The sequence below is a fragment of the Limnothrix sp. HT2024 genome, assembly GCF_059138625.1.
On the sequence record NZ_CM181121.1, the window covers coordinates 2,624,310 to 2,645,275 of the forward strand.

14 protein-coding genes are annotated in these 20,966 nt (G+C 54.0%); 8 read left to right on the forward strand and 6 right to left on the reverse strand.

Annotated features, from left to right (window positions below; genetic code table 11):
* The first annotated feature begins 34 nt into the window (after positions 1 to 34).
* Complete coding sequence (locus AC2IAX_RS10505; RefSeq protein WP_494387460.1) at positions 35 to 3,085, forward strand: UPF0182 family protein; 3,051 nt, start codon at positions 35 to 37, stop codon at positions 3,083 to 3,085.
* Between the two features lie 41 nt (positions 3,086 to 3,126).
* Here the strand turns inward: AC2IAX_RS10505 and AC2IAX_RS10510 are convergent, their stop codons facing one another.
* The 3 genes from AC2IAX_RS10510 to AC2IAX_RS10520 all read right to left on the reverse strand — a co-directional run bounded on the left by AC2IAX_RS10510 (position 3,127) and on the right by AC2IAX_RS10520 (position 4,866).
* Complete coding sequence (locus AC2IAX_RS10510) at positions 3,127 to 3,777, reverse strand: Uma2 family endonuclease (protein ID WP_494387461.1); 651 nt, start codon at positions 3,775 to 3,777, stop codon at positions 3,127 to 3,129.
* A gap of 31 nt (positions 3,778 to 3,808) precedes the next feature.
* Complete coding sequence (gene msrA / locus AC2IAX_RS10515) at positions 3,809 to 4,459, reverse strand: peptide-methionine (S)-S-oxide reductase MsrA (protein WP_099534929.1); 651 nt, start codon at positions 4,457 to 4,459, stop codon at positions 3,809 to 3,811.
* 155 nt (positions 4,460 to 4,614) lie between these two features.
* Positions 4,615 to 4,866 carry a hypothetical protein gene (locus AC2IAX_RS10520; RefSeq protein WP_494387462.1) on the reverse strand — a complete coding sequence of 84 codons (252 nt, stop codon included), beginning with the start codon at positions 4,864 to 4,866 and terminating at the stop codon, positions 4,615 to 4,617.
* Positions 4,867 to 5,353: 487 nt separating this feature from the next.
* Here AC2IAX_RS10520 and AC2IAX_RS10525 point away from each other — a divergent pair, with 487 nt between their 5' ends.
* From AC2IAX_RS10525 to AC2IAX_RS10545, 5 genes are all read left to right on the forward strand, one after another.
* A complete protein-coding gene (locus AC2IAX_RS10525; protein WP_494390355.1) occupies positions 5,354 to 5,794 on the forward strand; it encodes an Hsp20/alpha crystallin family protein in 441 nt (146 codons plus the stop codon).
* A 526-nt stretch (positions 5,795 to 6,320) separates the two neighbouring features.
* A complete protein-coding gene (locus AC2IAX_RS10530) occupies positions 6,321 to 7,418 on the forward strand; it encodes a hypothetical protein (RefSeq protein WP_494387463.1) in 1,098 nt (365 codons plus the stop codon).
* 339 nt (positions 7,419 to 7,757) lie between these two features.
* Positions 7,758 to 8,333 carry a Uma2 family endonuclease gene (locus AC2IAX_RS10535; RefSeq protein WP_494387464.1) on the forward strand — a complete coding sequence of 192 codons (576 nt, stop codon included), beginning with the start codon at positions 7,758 to 7,760 and terminating at the stop codon, positions 8,331 to 8,333.
* Between the two features lie 239 nt (positions 8,334 to 8,572).
* The gene (gene trmFO / locus AC2IAX_RS10540) at positions 8,573 to 9,958 is read left to right on the forward strand and encodes an FADH(2)-oxidizing methylenetetrahydrofolate--tRNA-(uracil(54)-C(5))-methyltransferase TrmFO (RefSeq protein WP_494387465.1); all 1,386 of its coding nucleotides are present in this window, start codon (positions 8,573 to 8,575) and stop codon (positions 9,956 to 9,958) included.
* Between the two features lie 332 nt (positions 9,959 to 10,290).
* A complete protein-coding gene (locus tag AC2IAX_RS10545; protein WP_494387466.1) occupies positions 10,291 to 11,025 on the forward strand; it encodes a Uma2 family endonuclease in 735 nt (244 codons plus the stop codon).
* Positions 11,026 to 11,310: 285 nt separating this feature from the next.
* Here the strand turns inward: AC2IAX_RS10545 and AC2IAX_RS10550 are convergent, their stop codons facing one another.
* A complete protein-coding gene (locus AC2IAX_RS10550) occupies positions 11,311 to 12,105 on the reverse strand; it encodes a choice-of-anchor E domain-containing protein (RefSeq protein WP_494387467.1) in 795 nt (264 codons plus the stop codon).
* A gap of 618 nt (positions 12,106 to 12,723) precedes the next feature.
* Between AC2IAX_RS10550 and AC2IAX_RS10555 the strand changes: the two genes are divergently transcribed.
* Positions 12,724 to 13,143 (forward strand): DUF1823 family protein, encoded by a 420-nt coding sequence (locus tag AC2IAX_RS10555; protein WP_494390356.1) that lies wholly within the window; start codon positions 12,724 to 12,726, stop codon positions 13,141 to 13,143.
* 20 nt (positions 13,144 to 13,163) lie between these two features.
* On the opposite strand, the gene AC2IAX_RS10560 is transcribed toward AC2IAX_RS10555, so the two are convergent.
* A complete protein-coding gene (locus tag AC2IAX_RS10560) occupies positions 13,164 to 14,084 on the reverse strand; it encodes a hypothetical protein (protein ID WP_494387468.1) in 921 nt (306 codons plus the stop codon).
* Between the two features lie 1,059 nt (positions 14,085 to 15,143).
* Between AC2IAX_RS10560 and AC2IAX_RS10565 the strand changes: the two genes are divergently transcribed.
* Positions 15,144 to 19,001, forward strand: coding sequence for an ATP-binding protein (locus tag AC2IAX_RS10565; protein ID WP_494387469.1), 3,858 nt, complete (start codon positions 15,144 to 15,146; stop codon positions 18,999 to 19,001).
* Here the strand turns inward: AC2IAX_RS10565 and AC2IAX_RS10570 are convergent.
* Positions 18,998 to 20,515: a tetratricopeptide repeat protein gene (locus tag AC2IAX_RS10570; protein WP_494387470.1), complete on the reverse strand. Its 1,518-nt coding sequence runs from the start codon at positions 20,513 to 20,515 to the stop codon at positions 18,998 to 19,000. The genes AC2IAX_RS10565 and AC2IAX_RS10570 overlap by 4 nt on opposite strands.
* Between the last annotated feature and the right edge of the window lie 451 nt (positions 20,516 to 20,966).

Here is a 20,966-nt window from a genome sequence, read left to right on the forward strand (position 1 = left end):
GCTAGACAACGTTCATTGAGGCTGGAGACTTTCGATGACCCGGACGCGATCGCCCTTGGCTGTCAATTCAACGCCCCCCATGGCGGCCCCCGATCGAGCCAGGCGGCAACCCTGGCGGTGGGCCCTGGGCGGGTTGGGTTTTGTGCTGGCGATCGGGCTGGCGGTGCGCTGGCTGGGGGATGGCCTTTGGTTTGGCCAGTTGGGCTATGGCTCCCTTTGGTGGATGCGGCTGGCGGTGCAGGCGGCTCTGTTTGGGGTGGGGGCGATCGGGTCGTTGGCGGTGCTGTGGGGCAATCTGTGGCTGGCGGAACAGCTCAATCGCCGGGAGTCGGTGGCCCTGGGCCCTGATCCCGATCGCCCCTGGTGGGTGATGCCTCGGGCGATCGAACCGCGCGGGGAACGGCTGGTGGGCGGCCGGCTAGACTTGCTGCCATTGCTGCTGGTGTCGGGATTGTTAGCCCTGGGGTTGGCCCTGCTGGTGGTGCATTACGGGCAAATTGGCTGGACGGCAGGGCGGGAAGCCTTACCCACGGCGGTTCCTCGTTTGCAACCGCTGTTGTTATGGGAACTGCTGGAGCCGTTGCGATCGGGCCAATGGTGGTGGTTGGCGCTGCCGGGATGCCTTTGGGCCCTGGGGGCGATCGCGCCGAGGTGGGGCTTGCGGGCCTTAGGGGCGATCGCTGCGTTGAACTTTGCCTGGATTGGCTCCCAACATTGGGCGACGATTTTGCTGGCCGCCCACCCCAGCCGATTTCAGCAGGTGGATCCGGTGTTTGGGTTGGATGTGGGCTGGTTTGTGTTTGGCTTGCCCCTGGTGGAACTGTTGGAGTTTTGGGCGATCGGGCTGTTGCTTTGGTCGGCCCTGTTGGTGGGGCTATATTACCTGCTCAGTCAGAAATCCTTGGCGCGGGGGCGATTTCCCGGCTTCACGGTGGGGGAATGGCGGCATGGCTGCGGCCTCTTGGGGTTGGTGTTGTTGGCAGCGGGCATCAGCGCCGGGGTTGCCTGTTTTGATTTGCTCAATTCCACCCGAGGTGCTGCCTATGGAGCCGGCTTTGCGGATATTCGCGTGCAGTTGCCAGCCAACATTGGCTTGGGGTTGGTGTCCTTGGGCAGTGGGGTTTGGCTGCTGGGCTATGCCTTGACGGGGTTGCAACCTCGGCGCTGGCTGGATGGCCGGGTGGCACAACCCACGGGCGATCGCCGGCCGGATTTGCCGCCCCGGTTGGTGGCGATCGGGCTGTTGTGCTACGCGATCGGGGGCATCAGTCTGGGTTTTCTGTTGCCCGAGGCGGTGCAGGGGGCAATTGTGGAACCCAACGAGCTGGAGCGGGAACGGCCCTACATTGAGCGCAACATTGCCTTTACCCGATCAGCGTTTGGCCTCGATCGGGTGCAAGCGGAATCCTTTGACCCCCAAGCCACCCTCAGCGCGGCGGATCTGCAAACCTATGAACCCACCCTCGACAGTGTGCGCCTTTGGGACACGAACCCGCTGCTAGATACCAATCGGCAGTTACAACAAATCCGCTCCTATTACCGCTTTGCCAACGCAGACCTCGATCGGTACCGATTGCCCGATCGGCCCAACTCGGCCCCGGCCGCCACAGACCGATCGACCCTCCATCCCACCATCCTCTCCATGCGGGAGTTGGACACCACCGCCCTGTCAACCCCGGCCCAAACTTGGCTGAACCGCCATTTGGTCTACACCCACGGCTATGGCTTCACCCTCAGTCCCGCCAACCAAGTGGGAGCCGGTGGACTACCGCTCTATTGGGTTCGGGATATTGGTTCCGGCACTGATGACACGGGCGGCGGCATCCTGCGGGCCGCCAATGAACAGGTGAGCCAGGGCATTCCCCTCGATCGGCCCCGGGTCTACTTTGGTGAGCTGACCAATACCTACATCCTGGCTCCGACCGCAGCCCAAGAGTTGGACTATCCCCGAGGCAATGACAACGCCTATAACCACTACGACGGTCAAGGCGGGGTGCTACTGGGCGATCACTGGTGGAAGCGGTGGCTGTTGGCGGCCTATCTACGCGATTGGCAGTTACTGCTGACCAATAACCTCACGCCGGACACGCGCTTGCTCTGGCGGCGGAATGTGCGGGAACGGGTACGGACGATCGCCCCCTTCTTGCAGTTCGATCGCGATCCCTACGCCGTGGCCGTGAACCTGCAATCGGCGGCGGATGCCGATGGGTTCGATCGCCGCAGCCACCTGTTTTGGATTGTGGATGGCTACACCACCAGCCGCCGTTATCCCTATTCCGAACCCAGCCGCGCCGGTTTTAATTACATTCGCAATTCCGTAAAAGCGGTGATTGATGCCTATAACGGCACGGTGCGGTTTTATGTGGCCGATGGGGATGATCCACTGATTCGCAGTTGGCAAGCGGTGTTCCCGGAACTCTTTCACCTGATCGACCAATGCCCGCCGGCCATTCGATCGCACTTCCGCTACCCGATCGATCTGTTTGCCGTGCAATCGGAAAAGCTGCTGACCTATCACATGAGCAATCCCCAGGAGTTCTATAACCGGGAGGATTTGTGGCAAATTCCCAACGAAATTTACGGCAACCAGCCCCAACCGATTCAGCCCTACTTTGCCCTGATGCAACTGCCCGGCACCAGCCAACCGGAGTTTGTGCAGTTGTTGCCCTTCAGCCCCGCCAGGCGCAGCAACCTGATTGGCTGGTTGGCGGCCCGCTCCGATGGCGATCGCTACGGCCGACTCTTGCTCTATCAATTCCCCAAGGATCGGCTGGTGTTTGGGATTGAGCAGGTGGAAGCCCGCATTAATCAAGATCCGGACATTGCACGCCAAATTAGCCTTTGGAATCGCCAGGGTTCCAAGGTGATTCAAGGGAACTTAGTCGCCATCCCGATCGGGCGGTCTATTCTCTATGTGGAGCCGCTATATCTCGCGGCCGATGCGGGCGGCCTGCCGACCCTGATTCGGCTGGTGGTGGCCCATGGCGATCGAATTGTGATGCAACCCACCCTCGACACGGCAATCACGGCCATGTTTGGCCAACGATCGCCAGCCCCTCAGGCCGCTCCCCCATCAACCTCCTAGGAATCCAAAATCTAGGAATCCAAAATCTAGGAATTCAAAATCTAGGAATCCAAAATGCCGGCCAAAGAGAGGGAAAACCCCGGTAAGCAACTATCGCCGCTCAAGGTGGTGGGGGATTTCAGGGTTTCCACCGGGCGATCGGGTCGGTAGATCTGGGCGATCGCCTCCGCCGGATCCAGCAACCACCCCAAACGCAGCCCATTGTTGATATATTCCTGCATCTTTGCTTGCACTTGGCCCAAGTCATCACTGGGCGACTTTAGCTCCACCACAAAATCAGGACAAAGGGGCGGATAGCTATCCTGTTCCTTAGCGCTGAGGGCCAACCAGCGATCGCGACTGACCCAAGCAACATCGGGCGATCGAATGGCTACGTTCGGCAGTTTAAACCCCGTGGAAGAGTCAAACACCTCGCCCAAGCCCGTCTCTTCATTCCACAACACCAACCGCGCCGTGAGGCGTGAGTTGCGCTGTCCCGTTCTGCCTCCCGTGAGGGCCACGATCACTAATTCTTCTGCGGCGGTTCGCTCAAATTTGCAGTGGGGATTTTGGCGACAGATGCGGGCAAAGGTGGCATCGTCCAAGGCCAAGTCCGGCTGAAGATCGATCGCGATCGCGCTCATGGCAAGGGGCCCACCGGGGCCAACAAAGGAACGATCGGCCGCCGGGCCCCCAGGGCAACCCCAAGACAACCAACGGCCGAAACAGACACAGCAACGAACCCTAAACCGCCAAGCCCACGGGACAGCTCACCCCCGTGCCGCCCAGGCCACAATAGCCGCCGGGATTTTTAGCCAAATATTGCTGGTGATAGTCTTCCGCGTAGTAAAACTCCGGCGCATCCAGAATTTCCGTGGTGATGTCCCCATGGCCCGCTTGGGTCAGGGCCCCTTGGTACTGTTCCTTGGAGCCGATCGCCGCCGCCTTTTGGGCTTCGTTGTAGGTATAGATGCCCGATCGATATTGGGTTCCCACATCGTTGCCCTGGCGCATCCCTTGGGTGGGGTTGTGGCTTTCCCAAAAGACCTTCAACAGTTGCTCGTAGCTCACCTGTTGCGGGTCATAGACCACCAGCACCACTTCGTTGTGGCCCGTCAGGCCCGTGCAAACTTCGTGGTAAGTGGGGTTGGGCGTGTGCCCGGCCGCATAGCCCACGGCCGTGGAAAATACGCCGGGGGTTTGCCAAAACTTGCGCTCGGCTCCCCAAAAACAACCCAACCCAAACAGGGCCGTTTCCAAACCGGCCGGGAAGGGCCCCTCGATCGGGTTGCCATTCACAAAATGCTGATTCTTGATGGGCATTTTGGTCGATCGTCCCGGTAACGCTTCTTTGGCGGTGGGCATCGTGGACTTTTGCTTTAAACCAAAAAACATGGCGAGGAGTTCCTGAACATTCATGGGCAATTTGATCGGGGTTCGATCAATCTCAATGCAAGGCGCAGCGCAATTTCAATGCAATTTCAATGCGATCGGTTCCGATTTGGGGGTGTGATCCCTGGGCCGCAACTGCTCGATCTTAAAAGGTTTTCCTAAGGCTGGGGAGGCACAGACGATTCCCGATCGCCCGCTGATGGGGAATCGTCCCTTGGTGGGTGCTTGGGCGATCGCCCCCCGATCGGGCGGCGGGTTCCCATTTCCGTTGCCGCCGAAGACAGCAAATACAGCCCCATGCCACCCGCCAGCCACCGCCAATCGCTGTCCGTGGTTGGAAGCGCCAACAGGACAGGCGCGATCGAGCAGCCAGCCCAGCTATTGATCACGGAATCCAGCCCACAACCCATCCAGCCATCCCTCCCAACAGTCACTCCTAGTTTCCAGTTAAGCACCCGGTTCGGATCCTGTTGAATGTCCGCCCCCCATCAGACAAACCATCGGTTTTCAGACCCTCCAAAGTACGGTTTTTATCCTTGCAACATTCTTAATTTTATTGAGATTTGACTGCGCCGCTCCAGAATTTTCATTCTCTCCATAGATCCTCAACCGCCAGAAGTAAAAGCCATCAAGCACCTCGGCTTTCGGCATCATACTTCAGCAATTGATTGATTGCTTAAAACTCAGGTGTGGGAACTGCCCTTGAATGGGTCGTACAAACCGAATCAGGCTTCTATTTGAAAGAGCTATCTTGAGATTGTGCAGAGCAAAACGCTCCACACAAAATCGAACAAAATCGAGCAAGTTCGAGCAAGATTAAACTCGATTCTTGAGGTTAATTCTCAAGCAAGCCCTTCTCCCCAGTTGTTGATTTCAGGAGTTAGCGAGGTGGCTAAAATGACCTTGATTCGTTGGGAACCCTATCGAGAAATTGAGTCACTCCGTCGGCGTTTTGATCGACTCTTGGATGGCGCACTGATGACTCCCTTGGCGATCGATCCGGAATTGCACCACGCACCGGCTGCGGAACTGGAAGAAACCGCTGATGCGCTCCTGTTGCGCCTGGAACTACCGGGCGTTGATCCGAAGACCGTTGATGTGGAAGTAACGGCGGACTCTGTTTCGATCGCTGGTGAGCGGCGCTCCGAGAAAACCGTCCCAGAAGGCAGCACTTTCCGCACTGAATTTCGTTACGGCAAATTCCAGCGAGTGATCTCGTTGCCCACCCGCGTACAAAATGCCCAAGCCACTGCCAACTATCAAAATGGCATTTTGGAACTGCGGTTGCCCAAGGTGGAAGAAGAAAAGAACAAAGTTGTGAAGCTGTCGATCGGCTAGGGCAACTGGCCCATGGTTGAAAGCGTTGCACTGCGGTCTTTCGCTTTGGCTTTGAACTTTGATCTTGAACGATGATGTTGCACTTCCGTTTCAGTGCAATTGCCGACCTAGAAGAGTGAATGAATGCAGATTCGGGAGAGTCCTGAGCGGGTTCTCCCGGTTTTCTAATTCAAGTTCAATCTAAGTTCAATCCCAACCAAGCCCCCCTTGAAGCATGATCAAACCAAGGTCAACTTAAAGCAAAATCAAGATCAAACCAAGATTGGTCAAGCATGAGCGCCACTCAACTATCCCTCAATCACAAACAGATGGCGACCTTAGAATTGGCTTTAAACCTTGGCTTAAAATCTTCGCTTTAAACCGCTGCTTTCAAAATCAACTTTTAACATTAGTTTAAACTCCCAAAACAATAGGGATTGATAATCCCTCGCTTTGGAAATCATGACGGGTAGGGGCCACACAATCCAGAGTGGCGCGTCTACAATCGAGGAAGCTTCTCACACAGGTCGGCGGTCTTAATTCGGGTATGGAAACAGGCGATCGAATGCGGTTATTGGCGCTCTTGGGACTGAGCGTGGTGGCATTTTGCACGGTGGTGGGCGTGGGGAGTGTGGTTAGCCACGGATCCGCCTTGGGGCTGGCCAGCGTGGAGGTGACAGACTCCGCCTGGGGCCAAGGAACCCTCTGGCAAAATGCGGCCCAAGCCTTGGGGGGACTGACGATCGGGGTGGTGTCCATGCGGGTGCTCGATCGCTGGCGCTATCAACAACGGCTGGAGCGGTTGCAGCGAGATTTAGATCACGAAAACCACGAGCGCCAAACCCTGGAAACCAGCCAGCGAGCACTACAACTGCAACTGGAAACCCTGGAAGAGCAGGCCACCAACCACCAACGGACGATCGAGACCCTGAAAACCCAACTCCAAGAGCGCGATCGGCTGCTGCAAAAGGAGCGGGCCGACCTGGAAGCCATTCGCACTGATGTGGAACAAACCTGGGATGAGCAATCGGCCCTGCAAGGGGAGCTATCCCATTTACGGGATTACGTGGCGGAATTGGAAGCGGAGCTAAACACAAGCCAAAGCAACTTGGCTAGCCTGCTGCAATATCAACCCAAACCGACCGAAGCGGAAGCAAGCGACTCGGAAACGGACGAGTTGGCCAGTGCGGGGGCTTTTGAAACGGTGTTGGCAGCGGTGGAAACGGCGGAACAACAATTTGGTGATGTGTTGGAAATTTGGGATTCTGCCCGATCGGCGGCGGCCGAGTCCCAATTTGGTCGCCCCAGCGAGGTTTATCAAGCTTTACGGGCGATCGCGGAAATTGGCCGCGCCTCCCTGCTGGCCAAACGGGAAGGGCGATCGATGGGCGGTTGGCGGGAGGGTTTCCGCGCCTATGGTTTGGACTTCAAGCCCACGGAACACCAGGTGACCGGTTCCCGATATGGGAGCGATCGGGACTTTCGCCATGGGGGCCGCAAACAGCGGATGTTTAAACATCTCACCTTGGGCAAAAACAACGCAGTCCACAACTTGCAAATCTATTTTGAGTTGGACTTTGAAACCGAAAAAGTTGCGATCGGCTACTGTGGCAAACATCTCCGCAGCTACGGCTGGGCTAGCTAAATATTCGGTTTCTATCAGCCTGAGCAATGACCGATGACCAGCGATACAGTCTTTACCTCAAACAATTGGTACGTCAGATCGCAAATACCATGAAGCTGTTAGTCGGTGGGCATTGCCCACCCTACAGGCGCTACAGATCTCTATGCTTATCAAATGCGGTAAAAGCTGTAATTGGATTCAAAAATTAATTGATTGAAGGAGTTGATTGGTTAGCAATTTGCGAAATTTATAGATATTTTGAAATTGACTCAAGCTTTCATACACTGATATCAAATCTTGCTAATCATTCGTTGCCTATATGAGTTTTGAGATGAGTTTTAAATCAGGAGAAAATTGATTATGACTGCTATTGTGACTTCTCAGAAAATTCATAGTCCGCAAGAGTATCTGGCCTTAGAGACGACTGCAACAACCCGTCACGAATATCGCAATGGAGAAGTGCTGGAGATAACTGGTGGGACACCGACTCACAATGAAATTATTGGAGCAATGACCGTGTTACTCAGGCTGGCGCTCAAAGGCCGTCCTCTGCAAGTTTTTGTGACGGATCAACGTCTTTGGATTCCTGAGCGGCAGGTTTATACCTATCCGGATGTGATGGTTGTGCCGCGTCCGATCGCTCTACAAGAGGGACGCACGGACACGGTGACTGAACCCATTTTGATCATTGAGGTGTTGTCTAACTCTACTAAGAATTATGATCGGAGTGAAAAATTTTCCGATTATCGAACAATTCCAAGTTTTCAAGAATATTTGCTCATTGATCAAACTAGACCCTATGTGGAACAACATATTAAACAGGAAGCTCATAAGTGGTTAATGGTGGAGCATGGCGAATTAACCGATCGGGTGATGTTGTCATCGGTTGATGTGGAGTTTGGCTTGGCTGAGTTGTTTGAAAATGTGGAGTTCTAGAGCGATCGACGGTGACAAGGGGCTTAGAAAAACTGTCTGAAAAGCCACATCTGAAAAGCTAAAATTGACATTCCGCACGCCCTAGTAATCGACGAAGATAATATGCTCTAGCCCCTTGACCCCACAACTATCGGTGCTTGGCTCGCGCCAAAAGATATTTTTCAAACAGCCTTTCAAACAAATTGCTATAAGCTATTCATCTCGGTTTCTGCAAGTTTGGGCGATCGCTGAGGTAAGCCATGTCGAATTTACAGCCGGTGTATGTGATTGGCGGCGGGCTGGCCGGCACCGAAGCAGCCTGGCAGGTGGCGCGATCGGGCGTGCCCGTGGTGTTCTATGAAATGCGGCCCGAACGCCTCAGCCCCGCCCACCACACGGAACATTTGGCAGAATTGGTTTGCAGCAACTCCTTTGGCGCGATGTCTGCCGATCGCGCGGCCGGCTTGCTGCATGAGGAATTGCGGCGGCTCGGGTCGATCGTGATTGGCAAGGCGGATCATCACGCAGTTCCGGCCGGTGGGGCCTTGGCGGTCGATCGCGCCGAGTTTAGCCGCGACCTGACCGAGACCCTGGCCCAACATCCGCTGGTGGACTTCCGGCGCGAGGAAGTGCGGCAAATTCCCACCGATGGCGTGGTGGTGTTGGCCACGGGGCCCCTGACCAGCCCGGACTTAACCGACGATCTGCGGCAGTTCACCGGCCGGGACTACATGAGCTTTTTTGATGCGGCTAGCCCGATCGTGGTGGGCGAGTCGATCGATCGCGACGTGGCTTTCATGGCTTCCCGCTACGACAAGGGCGAGGCCGCATACCTCAACTGCCCCATGAACCGGGAGCAATATTTGCAGTTCTACCAAGCCCTCTGCGCGGCGGAACAAGCACCCCTGAAGGATTTCGATCGCGAAAGTGCCAAATTCTTTGAGGGTTGCCTCCCGATCGAAGAACTCGCCCAGCGCGGCGAAGACACCATGCGCTACGGCCCCCTGAAACCCGTGGGTCTGTTCGATTCCCGGCTGGGCGACGGGCGCGACCCCGCCAACCGCGACAAACGCCCCTACGCCGTGGTGCAACTGCGCCAGGAGGACAAGGCGGGGCAACTGTGGAACATGGTCGGCTTCCAAACCAACCTACGCTGGGGCGAGCAACAGCGCGTGTTTCGGATGATTCCCGGCTTGGAAAATGCCGAGTTTGTGCGGATGGGCGTGATGCACCGCAACACCTTCATCAACGCACCGGAACTGTTGAGCGCCACCTTACAGTTCAAGGGCCGTGCGACGCTGCTGGCGGCGGGGCAACTGATCGGCACGGAAGGCTACACGGCGGCCACGGCCGGCGGCTGGCTGGCGGGAACGAACGCGGCGCGGATTGCTCGCGGCCTGGAGCCGATCGCCCTGCCTCCCGTGACCATGAGCGGCGCGCTATTCGAGTTCATCAGCTCCGCCTCACCCAAGCATTTCCAACCGATGCCGCCGAACTTTGGCATCCTGCCGGAGCTGCCGACCAAGATCCGCAACAAACAGGAACGCTACGGCCAATACCGCGATCGCGCCCTGGGTGAACTTGATCGGTGGAAGGTGGAATCCTTAGGCGATCGACCTGCGGCCTTGGTGGGTGCAACGGTGTAGGGCCTGTCGTCATTTCCTGGTAACAAGCTGAAATGGTTGATTTTCCAGGCCTCAATGGTTGTAACAAGGGGCTTAAGCCCCTTGCCCCCCACGATTCGCTCACGGTGGAATCAGGGTTTTGGGCGAAACGACGACACCCCCTCAGCAAGCAGTGCCAACATCGACCCGATCGCGATGACTAAAATGGCAGTGGGATTGTTTTTTTGCATTATTAATCCCACTTCATTTCGTCTAATCCGTCGGATGCAGGCGAGCCAAAATAATCAAGGCAGATTCGGGTAGGGGCGTACGGCCATACGCCCCTACAGGGTTGACTTTTAGGAGCGTGAACCATGTTGGAAATCCACAAGCCCGGTTACGCCGAATACCTGAACTTACCGTCCTGCGATGACGAGCCTGTGGATCACGAAATTCAAAATTTGTTGCCCAATTTGTTGCTCTCGATCCTGTCTTGGCTGTGGGGCGATCGCACCGATTGGACTTGGAACGTGGACATGGGCATTTTCTATTATCGAAATGGCCAGCTCCAGCCCGCCCTTTGTCCCGATGGCTTCCTGAGTGTGGGGGTTCCCCGGCAACGCAGCGAGCAATTGCGATTGAGCTATGCGATGTGGATGGAGGACGAGATTCCGCCCATTTTCGTGTTGGAAATTGTCTCAAAAACCAAGGGTGGCGAATACGATCAAAAACTGCTGCGCTATGCCGATTTGGGTGTGCTGTATTACTGCATCTATAACCCCGATCACTATCAGCGAGATCGCCACGATCCCTTTGAGATTTACAAGCTGATTGATGGGGTTTATCAACGGCAAAGTGGTGAACCGTTCTGGATGCCGGAACTGGAATTAGGGATTGGCCGGCAGATCGGGACATTCCAAGCGATCGACCGCGAATGGCTCTATTGGTTCAACGAGGCGGGCGATCGCTACCTGACCCCCGAGGAGCGATCGTCACTGTTTCAAGTGCAAGCCAAGGCCTTTGAAGCTCAAGCTGAAGATGCTCAACAACGCGCCGATCGCCTGGCGGCCAAATTACGAGAGCTGGGCCTCAATCCTGATGACCTATAGCGCCCAAGGCACATTCAAAACAAGCAACCCTAGCCGCCGAATCGTCAACAGAATCATCAAAATACTTCGATCGCCATCAACATCATTCAAAAAAAAGATTGGGTTCAGCGATCGCCAAACCCAATCTCAACAGTACCAACTTGTGCAATTCAGTTGTGCAGTCCACAGGGTCGCAATCAAGAGCAGCTCGGGCTATCTTTTCAGTCCCCCAGCCTCATCCCTAAATTGGCTAGGGTTCGATCGACTAGCGAGCTATTCCGAGCTGCCATTGACAGGCCTTGCAACCTAGTTTCGGGGTGCTGCAGCCCGCAGGCGACGCTGAACCATTGCCCCACCAGCCACCAAACCAAGACCCAACAGCGCGGTAGGTTCTGGCACGGAGGTGGATTCTTTTTCGTATTCGTAATCAACCCGCAGCGCACCTTTAGCCAAGGTCAGCACACCGGCATTCAAGTTACCCGGGCCAAAAACACTGAACAGAGCCGAAGCGGAGAAGGTGTAGTCGATCGAACCAGCGCCAATGAAGCCAGCCAAAGCTGCGGCATCAGTGATGGTTTTGGCTTGTTGATATTGACCGTTCAAAGAAGTGGAAAACTTCCGGCCCGAAGTGCCAGCAAAGTCAAAGCCCCCATCAAACGAGGACACTGTGAAATCATGGGCACCCGTGAGGGGAATGTCAAAAATCGACGAACCACCGCTCGATTTCAGGCTCAAGTTAGCCGAAAAATCAAAGTCTACGGACGCGCCAGATGGGGCAGCGATGCCAAAGTGCTCATAGTAGGCCTTTTGCCAAAGCCCCGTATCAAAGGTCAACTTGGCCGATTTCAGCGTTCCGAGGCTAGGATCGAATTTCTGAATCGATAAGACTTGGTTGATATCTGTGAGACCGTAAAGGCCGTTTCGGGCTTCTGCGTCTGTGAGTCCACCCGTAAAGCCATCAATGGCATTCAGGGTCGTAACCGTGCTGGCGCTTGGCACATAGGCATCGGAGTAGCTGATGCTGAGGGCAAGTGCGGGAGCCGCGATGGAACTCAGCGAAATGGTTGCAAGTGCAACACTGGGGGCAAACCAAGATTTCATATCTTCCACAGGAGGATGGGTATTGAGAGCAAAGTTCGACCGCGTGGCATTCCGCGTCGCTTTTATGACCCCTTATGGAATCTAACTTAGCCTTAAGATTTGGCGGAATCAAGGGGGATTTTTAAAGATTCAGCAAAGATTGGTTGATGATTACTTAAATTAAAGATTGGATGAAGAAGAAAACGCAATAGGTCTCCAAAATCGAACGATCGGGAGTTGTGTTTCCCTGCATCCCGATGATTAGGTTTTGGTTCAGGCGGCTGGAGCGAGGAATGATGTCGTTATAAGGTGCAGACTAGACAATTGCTGAGTCATTCCAGGGTTAATGCAATGGGGCAATCAAGATAGAAGATTTGAAGCAAATTGGGTATCGATCGAGTCAAACAATCACAAAGTTAAATGTTGGGATAAAATACACTTAATTTGATTGATTGAGCATCATCGATTGAACTTTATGACGATTCAACGCTATTTTTTGATGTAATATTCAATGTAATCAATTTATAGAATTTATGAGTTAATTGCGGTTTTAAACAGAGGTTTATCATGAGTAGTTGTCAGGAGCCAAACTGCACGGAACTCTCAGCGGTGGCGTTACCGGACGGATTCCCCGATCGCCTGCCCAGTCTCACGATCGAGCTGCTGTGGGACATTTTAGACGATCGCCTAGAGGATGACCGGGTGAATCAACTGCTGTGGCATGGGTTGGGTTACCAATGGGATCCAAGCGCCCAAGCTTGGTTGGCTCCGGCTGACTGGCAAGGGGATTATCCAGAACCGCCGAACTTTATTGAAAGCCGCCCAGCCACGGTAAAGCTGACTCGATCGATTCCCGCCGAGAATAAGCAATTGCTGAAGGAATATCTGGGCTTCAAGGGCTACAAGGTGGGGGAATTAGTGCCCCGCAAAACCCGACGGGCCACGGCGGTTAATTGGCTGTTGGGCCATCTCAAAGAACAGAACTTGTTGCCGGTGCAACCGCCCGATCGCCCTTCTGCCCAGGATTCAGCACAGTCGGCCAATGGCGAAGACGCATGATTTCAGCCTTGAGGCGCTGCCTAGGCTTGAGGTGGCTGGTGGGAATCGGTTTCGATCGGGCTTGCGGGCGTGTCGATCGCGGGGGAATCTTCATCCCACAGGTCGATCGGATCATCATCATCCGTCGCAGCATTCTCTGGGGCGGCGGGCAAATTTCCAGCGGGGCGATCGCGCTGGAGTGACTGACTTTCCTGGGTCAACCGATCGGCTCGATCGCGCATGGTTTCCGTCAGTTCCGTGGCGCGGGTGCGGGCCGTGTCCGCCAAGGACTTGGCTCGATCGCGGGCTTCCCGGGCCAAATCCGCAAACCGACTGCGGGCCGTTTCGGCGATCGGCTTTGTCTTTTCCTGAACTTGGCGCAGGGTGGTTTGCACCGACGTTTGCACCGAATCCAAAGCCTGATCCCAAGCGGCCGTCAAAGGAACCGCTTCGGCCGCCTCGGCCGCTTGGGTCACCACCAACAGCCGCTTCGGCCCGCCGCTGATGGCCGCTCCGGCCGGCAAGCTATAGGCCACATCCGCCACACCTTCGCGCCGGAAAAGGTAGCGATCAACCCGGCCCACGGCTGGATCCAACTCCAGATCCGCCACCGTGCCAATCCGATTGCCGCCATCAGTCCAAACCTCGTGACCCACTAGGTCAAAAGCTCCCTCCGGCTGTTGCAGGCTCTCCCCTTGAGTCCCCAGATCCACCAACACGCTATCCGCCCCGATCGCCACCACCTGACCCCAGGCACAGGCTCGCAACGGGCCGCCCAGCGGCAACTTCAAGGACAAATTCAGCGGCAACGGCCCCGATCGAATCACAATCCCCAACACCCGGGCTGCTCGCGGATCAACCCACAGGGCGGCCACATGGCCCAGAGTTTCCGTAGTGGCGCGATCGAGCACCAAGCGGCCCAGCAGTTGGCTTTGGCGAATAAACGATGCTGTCGCAGACATGGGAGTTATCCAAACGGCCTGAAAGTTGCGTCGATCCTAGCCGATGATCTTCGCCAATTCCTGATCCAAAATTTTGGCTCCCGGCCATTGAGCTTTTCCCCAAGGCCCTTGCATCCCAACCAGCCGCCTCGATGACCCAGGTTGCCAAGCGTCAGTTCCAGAACAAAACTTTAGCAATCACCCTTGGGGAAATCAGGAGTGTTTTGGGTTCATGGATGAGGGCCATCTAATTTGCCGCCCCGTTCAAGACAATTGGGTTATTTTTCTAACACTGACTGCTCCAACTTTTGCAGAAACAAAAACCCGAATCATAGGTTAAGGCCTAGTTCAGAATAGCTGATTCCGAGTTGGGTTTCTGCTTGAATTTTAAGTATCCTTAAGCCGGGATTAAATCTTGCACAATTTACCCTTTTCAAAATCAAAGGACTCACGTTGTTATCATCCTGGGACTCTTGTGATCTCTGGTGGACTAACTCGCCGTAATTTCCAACAAGTCAAAATTCTTTCCCATGGGTTAGTATGGTTAGTTAAGGCAATTTTTCAGCGGCTGACTAGGTGAATCAGACTTTCAACTAATCTGAGCCATCAAAGGCAATTTCTTGCCAGCTCAGCACACTTACAAAACTTATAAAATCTCAGTTCCATAAGTTGATATCAATAGAATTATCAATATGAGTTCAAGCGATCGAGCAAAGAACGCTGTGATATTTCTAACGCTTCAGTAGATCTACTCGATTAGTAGGTAGATAGCGTTACAGATCATCAGTCGCTGATAGTGTTAATACCAGTTGTAAGCGATTGATTAGGCAACGGTGCGATCAGAGTCCGATCGCGCCCCGATTGTGATCGCAGTCGAGGATTGCCAACCGGTCGATCGCCCCATTGCAGTCAGGTCATCCACCGTTGAGCGATTGGGATGCCACTACCCGCCCATGCCCCAAATCAAACCGACCATTCCCGACCCAAACCGCTGCCTCCAGTCTCCCAATCATTTCCCAAACCGCTAGGACAAGGGCCCCTGAACGCGCCTGAATTGCCCCGTCAGTCCCGCATGAGCCTATGAATCTTCAACAGCAACGCTGGCGAAAAATGCGGCTCCCTCGTCGAATCCAAGGCCTTTGGCAACGGATTTCGCGGCGGCGGCATGGCCAAAATCAGCCCGATCGATCTGCGGCCATTAGCCTGTTTTGGGTGTTGACGGTTCCTTTTGTGGTGCAGGTGGTGGGGGCGGTGGGCTTGGTCGGCTATTGGTCCTACCGCAGCGGTCAAACCTCCGTGGAAAATTTGGCCAATCGCCTGCTGGATGCTGTGGATCACCGGGTGCGTGATCATGTGGATAGTCTGCTCAGCAAGCAACAACACACTTTGGCCGCCAATGGCCGAGCGATCCAAGGGGGCAAGCTGCCGTTAGATAACCCCACCCCTTGGCGCGATTATCTATGGCAACAGATGGCCACGGATCCCGGTCTGGTGGCGGCCATGTTTGCCAACGATCGGGGCTTGCTCGTGGGCTATGTGCGATCGGTCAACCTGGAATTGCGCCAACAAATTGAGCAATTAACGGGCAAATCCTATCCCGTGGGCACCCAGTTCCTGGCGGAGGCCAGCCCCAACCTTCCCAGCCAGCGCCTCTACTCGCGGGTGAATGACCAAGGGCAACCCTTGGAAGCCGCCTATCAAATCACCGATGATGTGCGGCAAACGGCCTGGTTTCAACGGGCCCAAAGTAGTCGCCAGCCCACTTGGTCACCGGTTTATACCCATCGCGTGATTCCAATGTTGGGCATTGATGCATTGTTGCCCATTTATGATGGCAATCGTAATTTTCGAGGCGTTTTAAGCCGCACGGTTTTACTGTCGGGGTTGAATACCTTTCTGAATCAGTTACAAATTTCGCCCCGAGGTCAGGCTTTTATTGTGGATCGATCGGGCAATTTAGTAGCCACTTCAACCCTGGAATTGCCCTACATTCAGCAACCTAACCAACCCTATCCCACCAGATTATCGCTGGCCCAAAGTCGTAATTCAGAAACCAGGGCCATTGCCCAGCAGCTTCAACAAAAAGATCCCCACTGGCAAACCATTCAAACGGAACAACGGTGGCGATTAGCCTTTCAAAATGGCACGTTGTTTACGAAGGTCACCCCCTACCAAGATGCCTATGGATTGAATTGGCTCGTGGTCACGGCGGTTCCGGAAGCCGATTTCATTGGTGAGATTGAGGCTAATCATCGCCAAAATGTTTGGTTTTGTTTGTTGGCCTTGGCAGGATCCTTGGGAACGGGCACTTGGACGGCCAAACGATTGAGCCGATCGCTGCGCAATTTGACAGAGGCAACCCGGGCGATCGCCGCCGGCCAACATGCCAACCCCCTGCCCAAAACGCGGGTGGCGGAAGTGAATCGCTTAACCCAAGCCTTTCAGCAAATGGTGGGAGCCTTGCAAGCGGCCGACCAACTCCGCCACACCTATGCCCGTGACCTGGAGCAACAGGTAGCGCAGAAAACGGCTGCCCTCACGGAAGCCCAACGGATTGCCCAGGTGGGCAGTTGGGAATTTAATGTGGCGACGGGCACAAGCACTTGGTCAGCGGAACAATTTCGCATTTTGGGATTGGAACCCGATGCCCAGGAACCGGGCCACCCTGACCTTTTTGATTTGCTCCCCGAGGCCGATCGCCCGCGATTTGTGGCCACTGTTACTGAGGCGATCGAACAAGGTATTCCCTACACGATCGAACATGGCATCCAACGCCGCGACGGGTCAACGATCTATCTCATTAGCCGAGGCGAACCGATTTTTGATCAACAGGGTCAAGTGGTGAAACTGGTGGGCACCATCACCAACATCACCGATCAAAAACGGATGGAACTGGCCCTGCGTCAATCGGAATTAAAATTCGCCACTATCTTTCAAGCGGGGCCAGAAGCCGCCTGGATTGCCCAAATCAATGATGGTTATTGCCTTAATATTAATGATAATTTCACACGCATTTTAGGTTATTCTCACATAGAAATAGTAGGCAAAAGCTGTACCGAGATGCAGCTCTGGAAAGATCCCAATGATTTAACAGAATTTCGGAAAGTTCTCAAGGAACAAGGTTGGATTCGTGAATTTGAAACAGAATTTCGCACCAAATCTGGCGAAATTAAAACGGTTCTTCTCTCAGCCACCATCAGTTATTTGGAAGGTCAAGATTGCCTGATTGGCATCCTCAGTGACATCAGCGATCGAAAACAAGTGGAGCGGGAGCTACATCAAGCTAAAGAAGCCGCAGAAGTGGCTAACCGCGCGAAAAGTACCTTCCTGGCCAAAATGAGCCATGAACTCCGAACCCCTCTCAATATCATTCTGGGATTTACCAATATCTTGCAGCGAGAAGCGGTTCTATCACCCACCCAGCGTGACGACTTGCAGCGAATTTATCGCAGTGGTGAGCATCTTTTAAAACTCATCAATGAGATCTTAGATCTTTCTAAAATTGAAGCCGGTAAATTAACCCTCGCGCCTCAGGTCATTAACCTACGGGAATTGATGCAAAGTGTGGCCGATCTATTTTTGTTGCAAGCCCAACACAAGGGCCTACAGCTAGATTTACAACTGGCCGCATTATTGCCCACCCATGCCCTGGTTGATGGCCGAAAGCTAGAGCAAGTTTTGATTAATTTGATTAGCAACGCCCTGAAGTTTACACAAACGGGCTTTATTCGAGTGCGGCTACGTTCCCACGACAGTAGCTCAACCCAGTTCCCCCCTATTGCGGAAATTTCCCCCCCAAATATTCCCGATTTTGAGGCAGTTTCCTCCGGGACAATGACCATTTCTCATTCGGTTTCAGCGAATGGCTCACCAACGGAGCGATCGCCCTCCACACCCACCCAAACCACCTTACTGTTTGAGGTTCAAGATAGTGGAATTGGCATTGCTCCTGAACATTTGGAAACCATTTTTGATGATTTTGTGCAGGCAACGGATCACCAAGATGCCCATAGTGGAACTGGCTTGGGTTTAGCCATTAGTCGGCAACTGGTGGAGCTAATGGGCGGAGAAATTACCGCTGAAAGCCAACTGGGCCAAGGCAGCCTTTTCCGTTTTTATATCCCCGTTTTGGTGACTCATCAGGCGATGTCGCAAACCAATACGCCGATTCCCCAAATTGTGGGATTAGCAAGTGATCGCACGGACTATCGAATTTTGGTAGTGGATGATCAAACGGAAAATCGCCAACTTTTGGTGCGGCTGCTGTCCTGTTTGGGGTTGCAGATTCGCGAAGCCCAAAACGGCTTGGAGGCGATCGCCCAATGGCAAGCTTGGCAGCCCCATCTGATTTGGATGGATTTGCGAATGCCAGGATTAGATGGCTATGCCACAACACGAAAAATTCGCACTCTGGAGCAACGGCGTTGGGAAAGTAAGCATCAAGCACCCTTTTCCTTAACCACGATCATTGCCATTACGGCCCAGGGATCTGCCGATGATCCTTCGCTGGCGATCGCGGCCGGTTGTAATGACTATATGAGCAAGCCTTTTGCCCTCGATCAACCCTTTCAGATGATGGCGAAATATTTGCCCTTAAAGTACCGTTATGCAGAACTCAAAACTGATTTTCCCGATCATGCCCTCAGCCCCATCGGTTCGATCGACCCGTCACCCACCGTGGATTTATCGGTGATGCCCCAGGCTTGGATTGCCGCTTTACACCATGCGGCCCTCACCTGTTCTGATCAAACCATTACTCAACTCTTGCAACAGATTCCTAGCCCCTATTACGATCTCTGCCAAACCCTGACCCACTTAACGGAAAACTTCGCATTTCCGGAAATTGTGCAACTGACCCAATCGGTTTTGGATAGTCGATCGAGTGGCGCAACGGGTGATCGGGATCCTTCCTCCTCTTCAATTTCTTCCCTGGGTTAGGGACTGGGAGATCCCGTCGTCTTCACAGCAGGACTCGGCGCAGCAGCAGGTACAACAGACGGCACAGCAGAAGGCGTAGATTGGCCTGGATTCGGCGTTCTCAACTTGTTCCGTTCCGCAGCATCATCCATGCAAAGGGGGAGTTTTTGAATAGTTTCTCGAGTGGTGCCACGCATCACCGCGCTTGTGTCAATGCAGGTAGCCACTCGGCCTTGGCCAACCTGGAAGAACCACTCATATTCTGAAAGGGTCTCTGGGCGAGATTTTTGAAGACAAATGGTGTATTCTTGCTCGGCTTCTGAATCCCGTTTCTCTTCGCGATACATTTGTGCCAATAGGCAATGGGAAAGCCCCGTTCCGAGCTGTTGTTCGGGAAAAGATTCATCCTCTTTAATGGCGCGTTTGAGAATCGCTTCTGCACCAATGTAGTCCCGTTGCCACCAACGCAACCATCCTAAATTTCGGTAAATTTGATAGCGCTGGTTAGCGGCCTCTGAGGTTGACAAATTTCGCTTTTCAACGCGGTGTAAGGCTAGTTTCAAGAGAGCTTCCACTTCGGAAGTCTGTTGATTTTGTAATAGCTTGTCGGGGCGATTGGTTTTCAATAGCAAGGAAAATTGCACCCGTGCCAATCGACTGAGGGCGATCGGATCGCCTTGGTCAGCCACTTGCCGATAGGAATCGCCCGCTTCCTTCAGTTGCCCCAGGGATTCATAGACCAATCCCAATCCCAATGAAGCCTCATCATTGTTGGGCATCAGGGACAGCGTTTTTTGATAATTCACACGGGCTTCGTCTAGCTCGCCCTGTTGATAGTGCTGATTGGCGGCATAGTTAAACCACCGGGGCAAACCATCTTGGGCGGCCCACATGGACAAAGCGCCAAGGGTAATGGAAAAGGCGGCGATCGCCTCGCTGTACCACTGACCGGGAATTGAAAACTTCGCGCAAAACCGTTTGAGGGCCTTGGTTCCTTCGGGAGTGAGAACGCCACGCCCCAACACGGCCAGCCCGGTCACCTGGCCTGCACTGGCCAGGGCTTCTCCTAAGCCAAATCCCCCGATCGAGAAAACCGGCAGGATGGTGCTGGCGGCACTGGCCGTGGCCAAGAGGGACACCACGGACACCCCCCGCCAGAAAATTTCCCGTCGTCGGGTTGCAATTTTGGGTTTGGAGCCTTCGGCTTCGGGAAACCACCACCAGGCATTAGGGCCAGGATCGAAGGTATCTCGCCAACGGGGCAAAGCCGCAATGGCCAGAAATTTTGAGTCCAGGGTTGCCAGGCGACGATCGAGCGCGTCGATTTCTGAAACGGTGGCAGCTTCCAGTTGCTGATGCTTTGCCAAGTCCTTAAGGATGACTTGCAAGGTATCTCGATCGCACAGAATATCGAGTGCTAATTCATCACGAACCGTTGGATCAAGGTCTTTTTGAGCAAATTGCTCAAGCTGTTCGGTCAGATGCGCAACTCGCTCCTGAAACGTCGGAGCCTCCGAAACGGACGCAGAACTCAACTCACTTCTCCCCAAGACGATGACAAACCCTGATCAACGCTGTTAAGTCTGACTCACCGGTTCATCCCCGATCGCGGGGAGCCAGATCGAAACTAGCTAGTTTTGCCCATATTCTGCACATTTTTGCAAGTTTATGGGCATTGGCGCAAGTTAATTTAACTGAATTGACTCGGTTAAGGTGCGCCAATACAAATGAGCCAATACCAATGAATTGTGCTGGAGACAGCGATTCGAGGAAACCGCACAATGACTCTGGTACACCGAGTCCGCAAGGGCGAATTGATCACCAATAATCACCAACTGATCAGCTAGCTCCAGCGCAAATGGATCAGTGAGTTAGACCTTGAATGAGGCTTTAAATTAGGATTTGGATTAGTCCCTAAATTAGAAATTCGGCACTAAATTGGCCATTCCTAATGAGTTGCCGTTACGAGTTGGTCTTGTTTACTCA

Coding starts and splice junctions, on each gene's coding strand:
- AC2IAX_RS10565 (WP_494387469.1), top strand. CDS start 15,144: ATGAATCTTCAACAGCAACGCTGGCGAAAAATGCGGCTCCCTCGTCGA.
- AC2IAX_RS10535 (WP_494387464.1), top strand. CDS start 7,758: ATGACTGCTATTGTGACTTCTCAGAAAATTCATAGTCCGCAAGAGTAT.
- AC2IAX_RS10560 (WP_494387468.1), bottom strand. CDS start 14,084: ATGTCTGCGACAGCATCGTTTATTCGCCAAAGCCAACTGCTGGGCCGC.
- AC2IAX_RS10545 (WP_494387466.1), top strand. CDS start 10,291: ATGTTGGAAATCCACAAGCCCGGTTACGCCGAATACCTGAACTTACCG.
- AC2IAX_RS10505 (WP_494387460.1), top strand. CDS start 35: ATGACCCGGACGCGATCGCCCTTGGCTGTCAATTCAACGCCCCCCATG.
- AC2IAX_RS10520 (WP_494387462.1), bottom strand. CDS start 4,866: ATGGGTTGTGGGCTGGATTCCGTGATCAATAGCTGGGCTGGCTGCTCG.
- AC2IAX_RS10530 (WP_494387463.1), top strand. CDS start 6,321: ATGGAAACAGGCGATCGAATGCGGTTATTGGCGCTCTTGGGACTGAGC.
- msrA (WP_099534929.1), bottom strand. CDS start 4,459: ATGTTTTTTGGTTTAAAGCAAAAGTCCACGATGCCCACCGCCAAAGAA.
- AC2IAX_RS10525 (WP_494390355.1), top strand. CDS start 5,354: ATGACCTTGATTCGTTGGGAACCCTATCGAGAAATTGAGTCACTCCGT.
- trmFO (WP_494387465.1), top strand. CDS start 8,573: ATGTCGAATTTACAGCCGGTGTATGTGATTGGCGGCGGGCTGGCCGGC.
- AC2IAX_RS10550 (WP_494387467.1), bottom strand. CDS start 12,105: ATGAAATCTTGGTTTGCCCCCAGTGTTGCACTTGCAACCATTTCGCTG.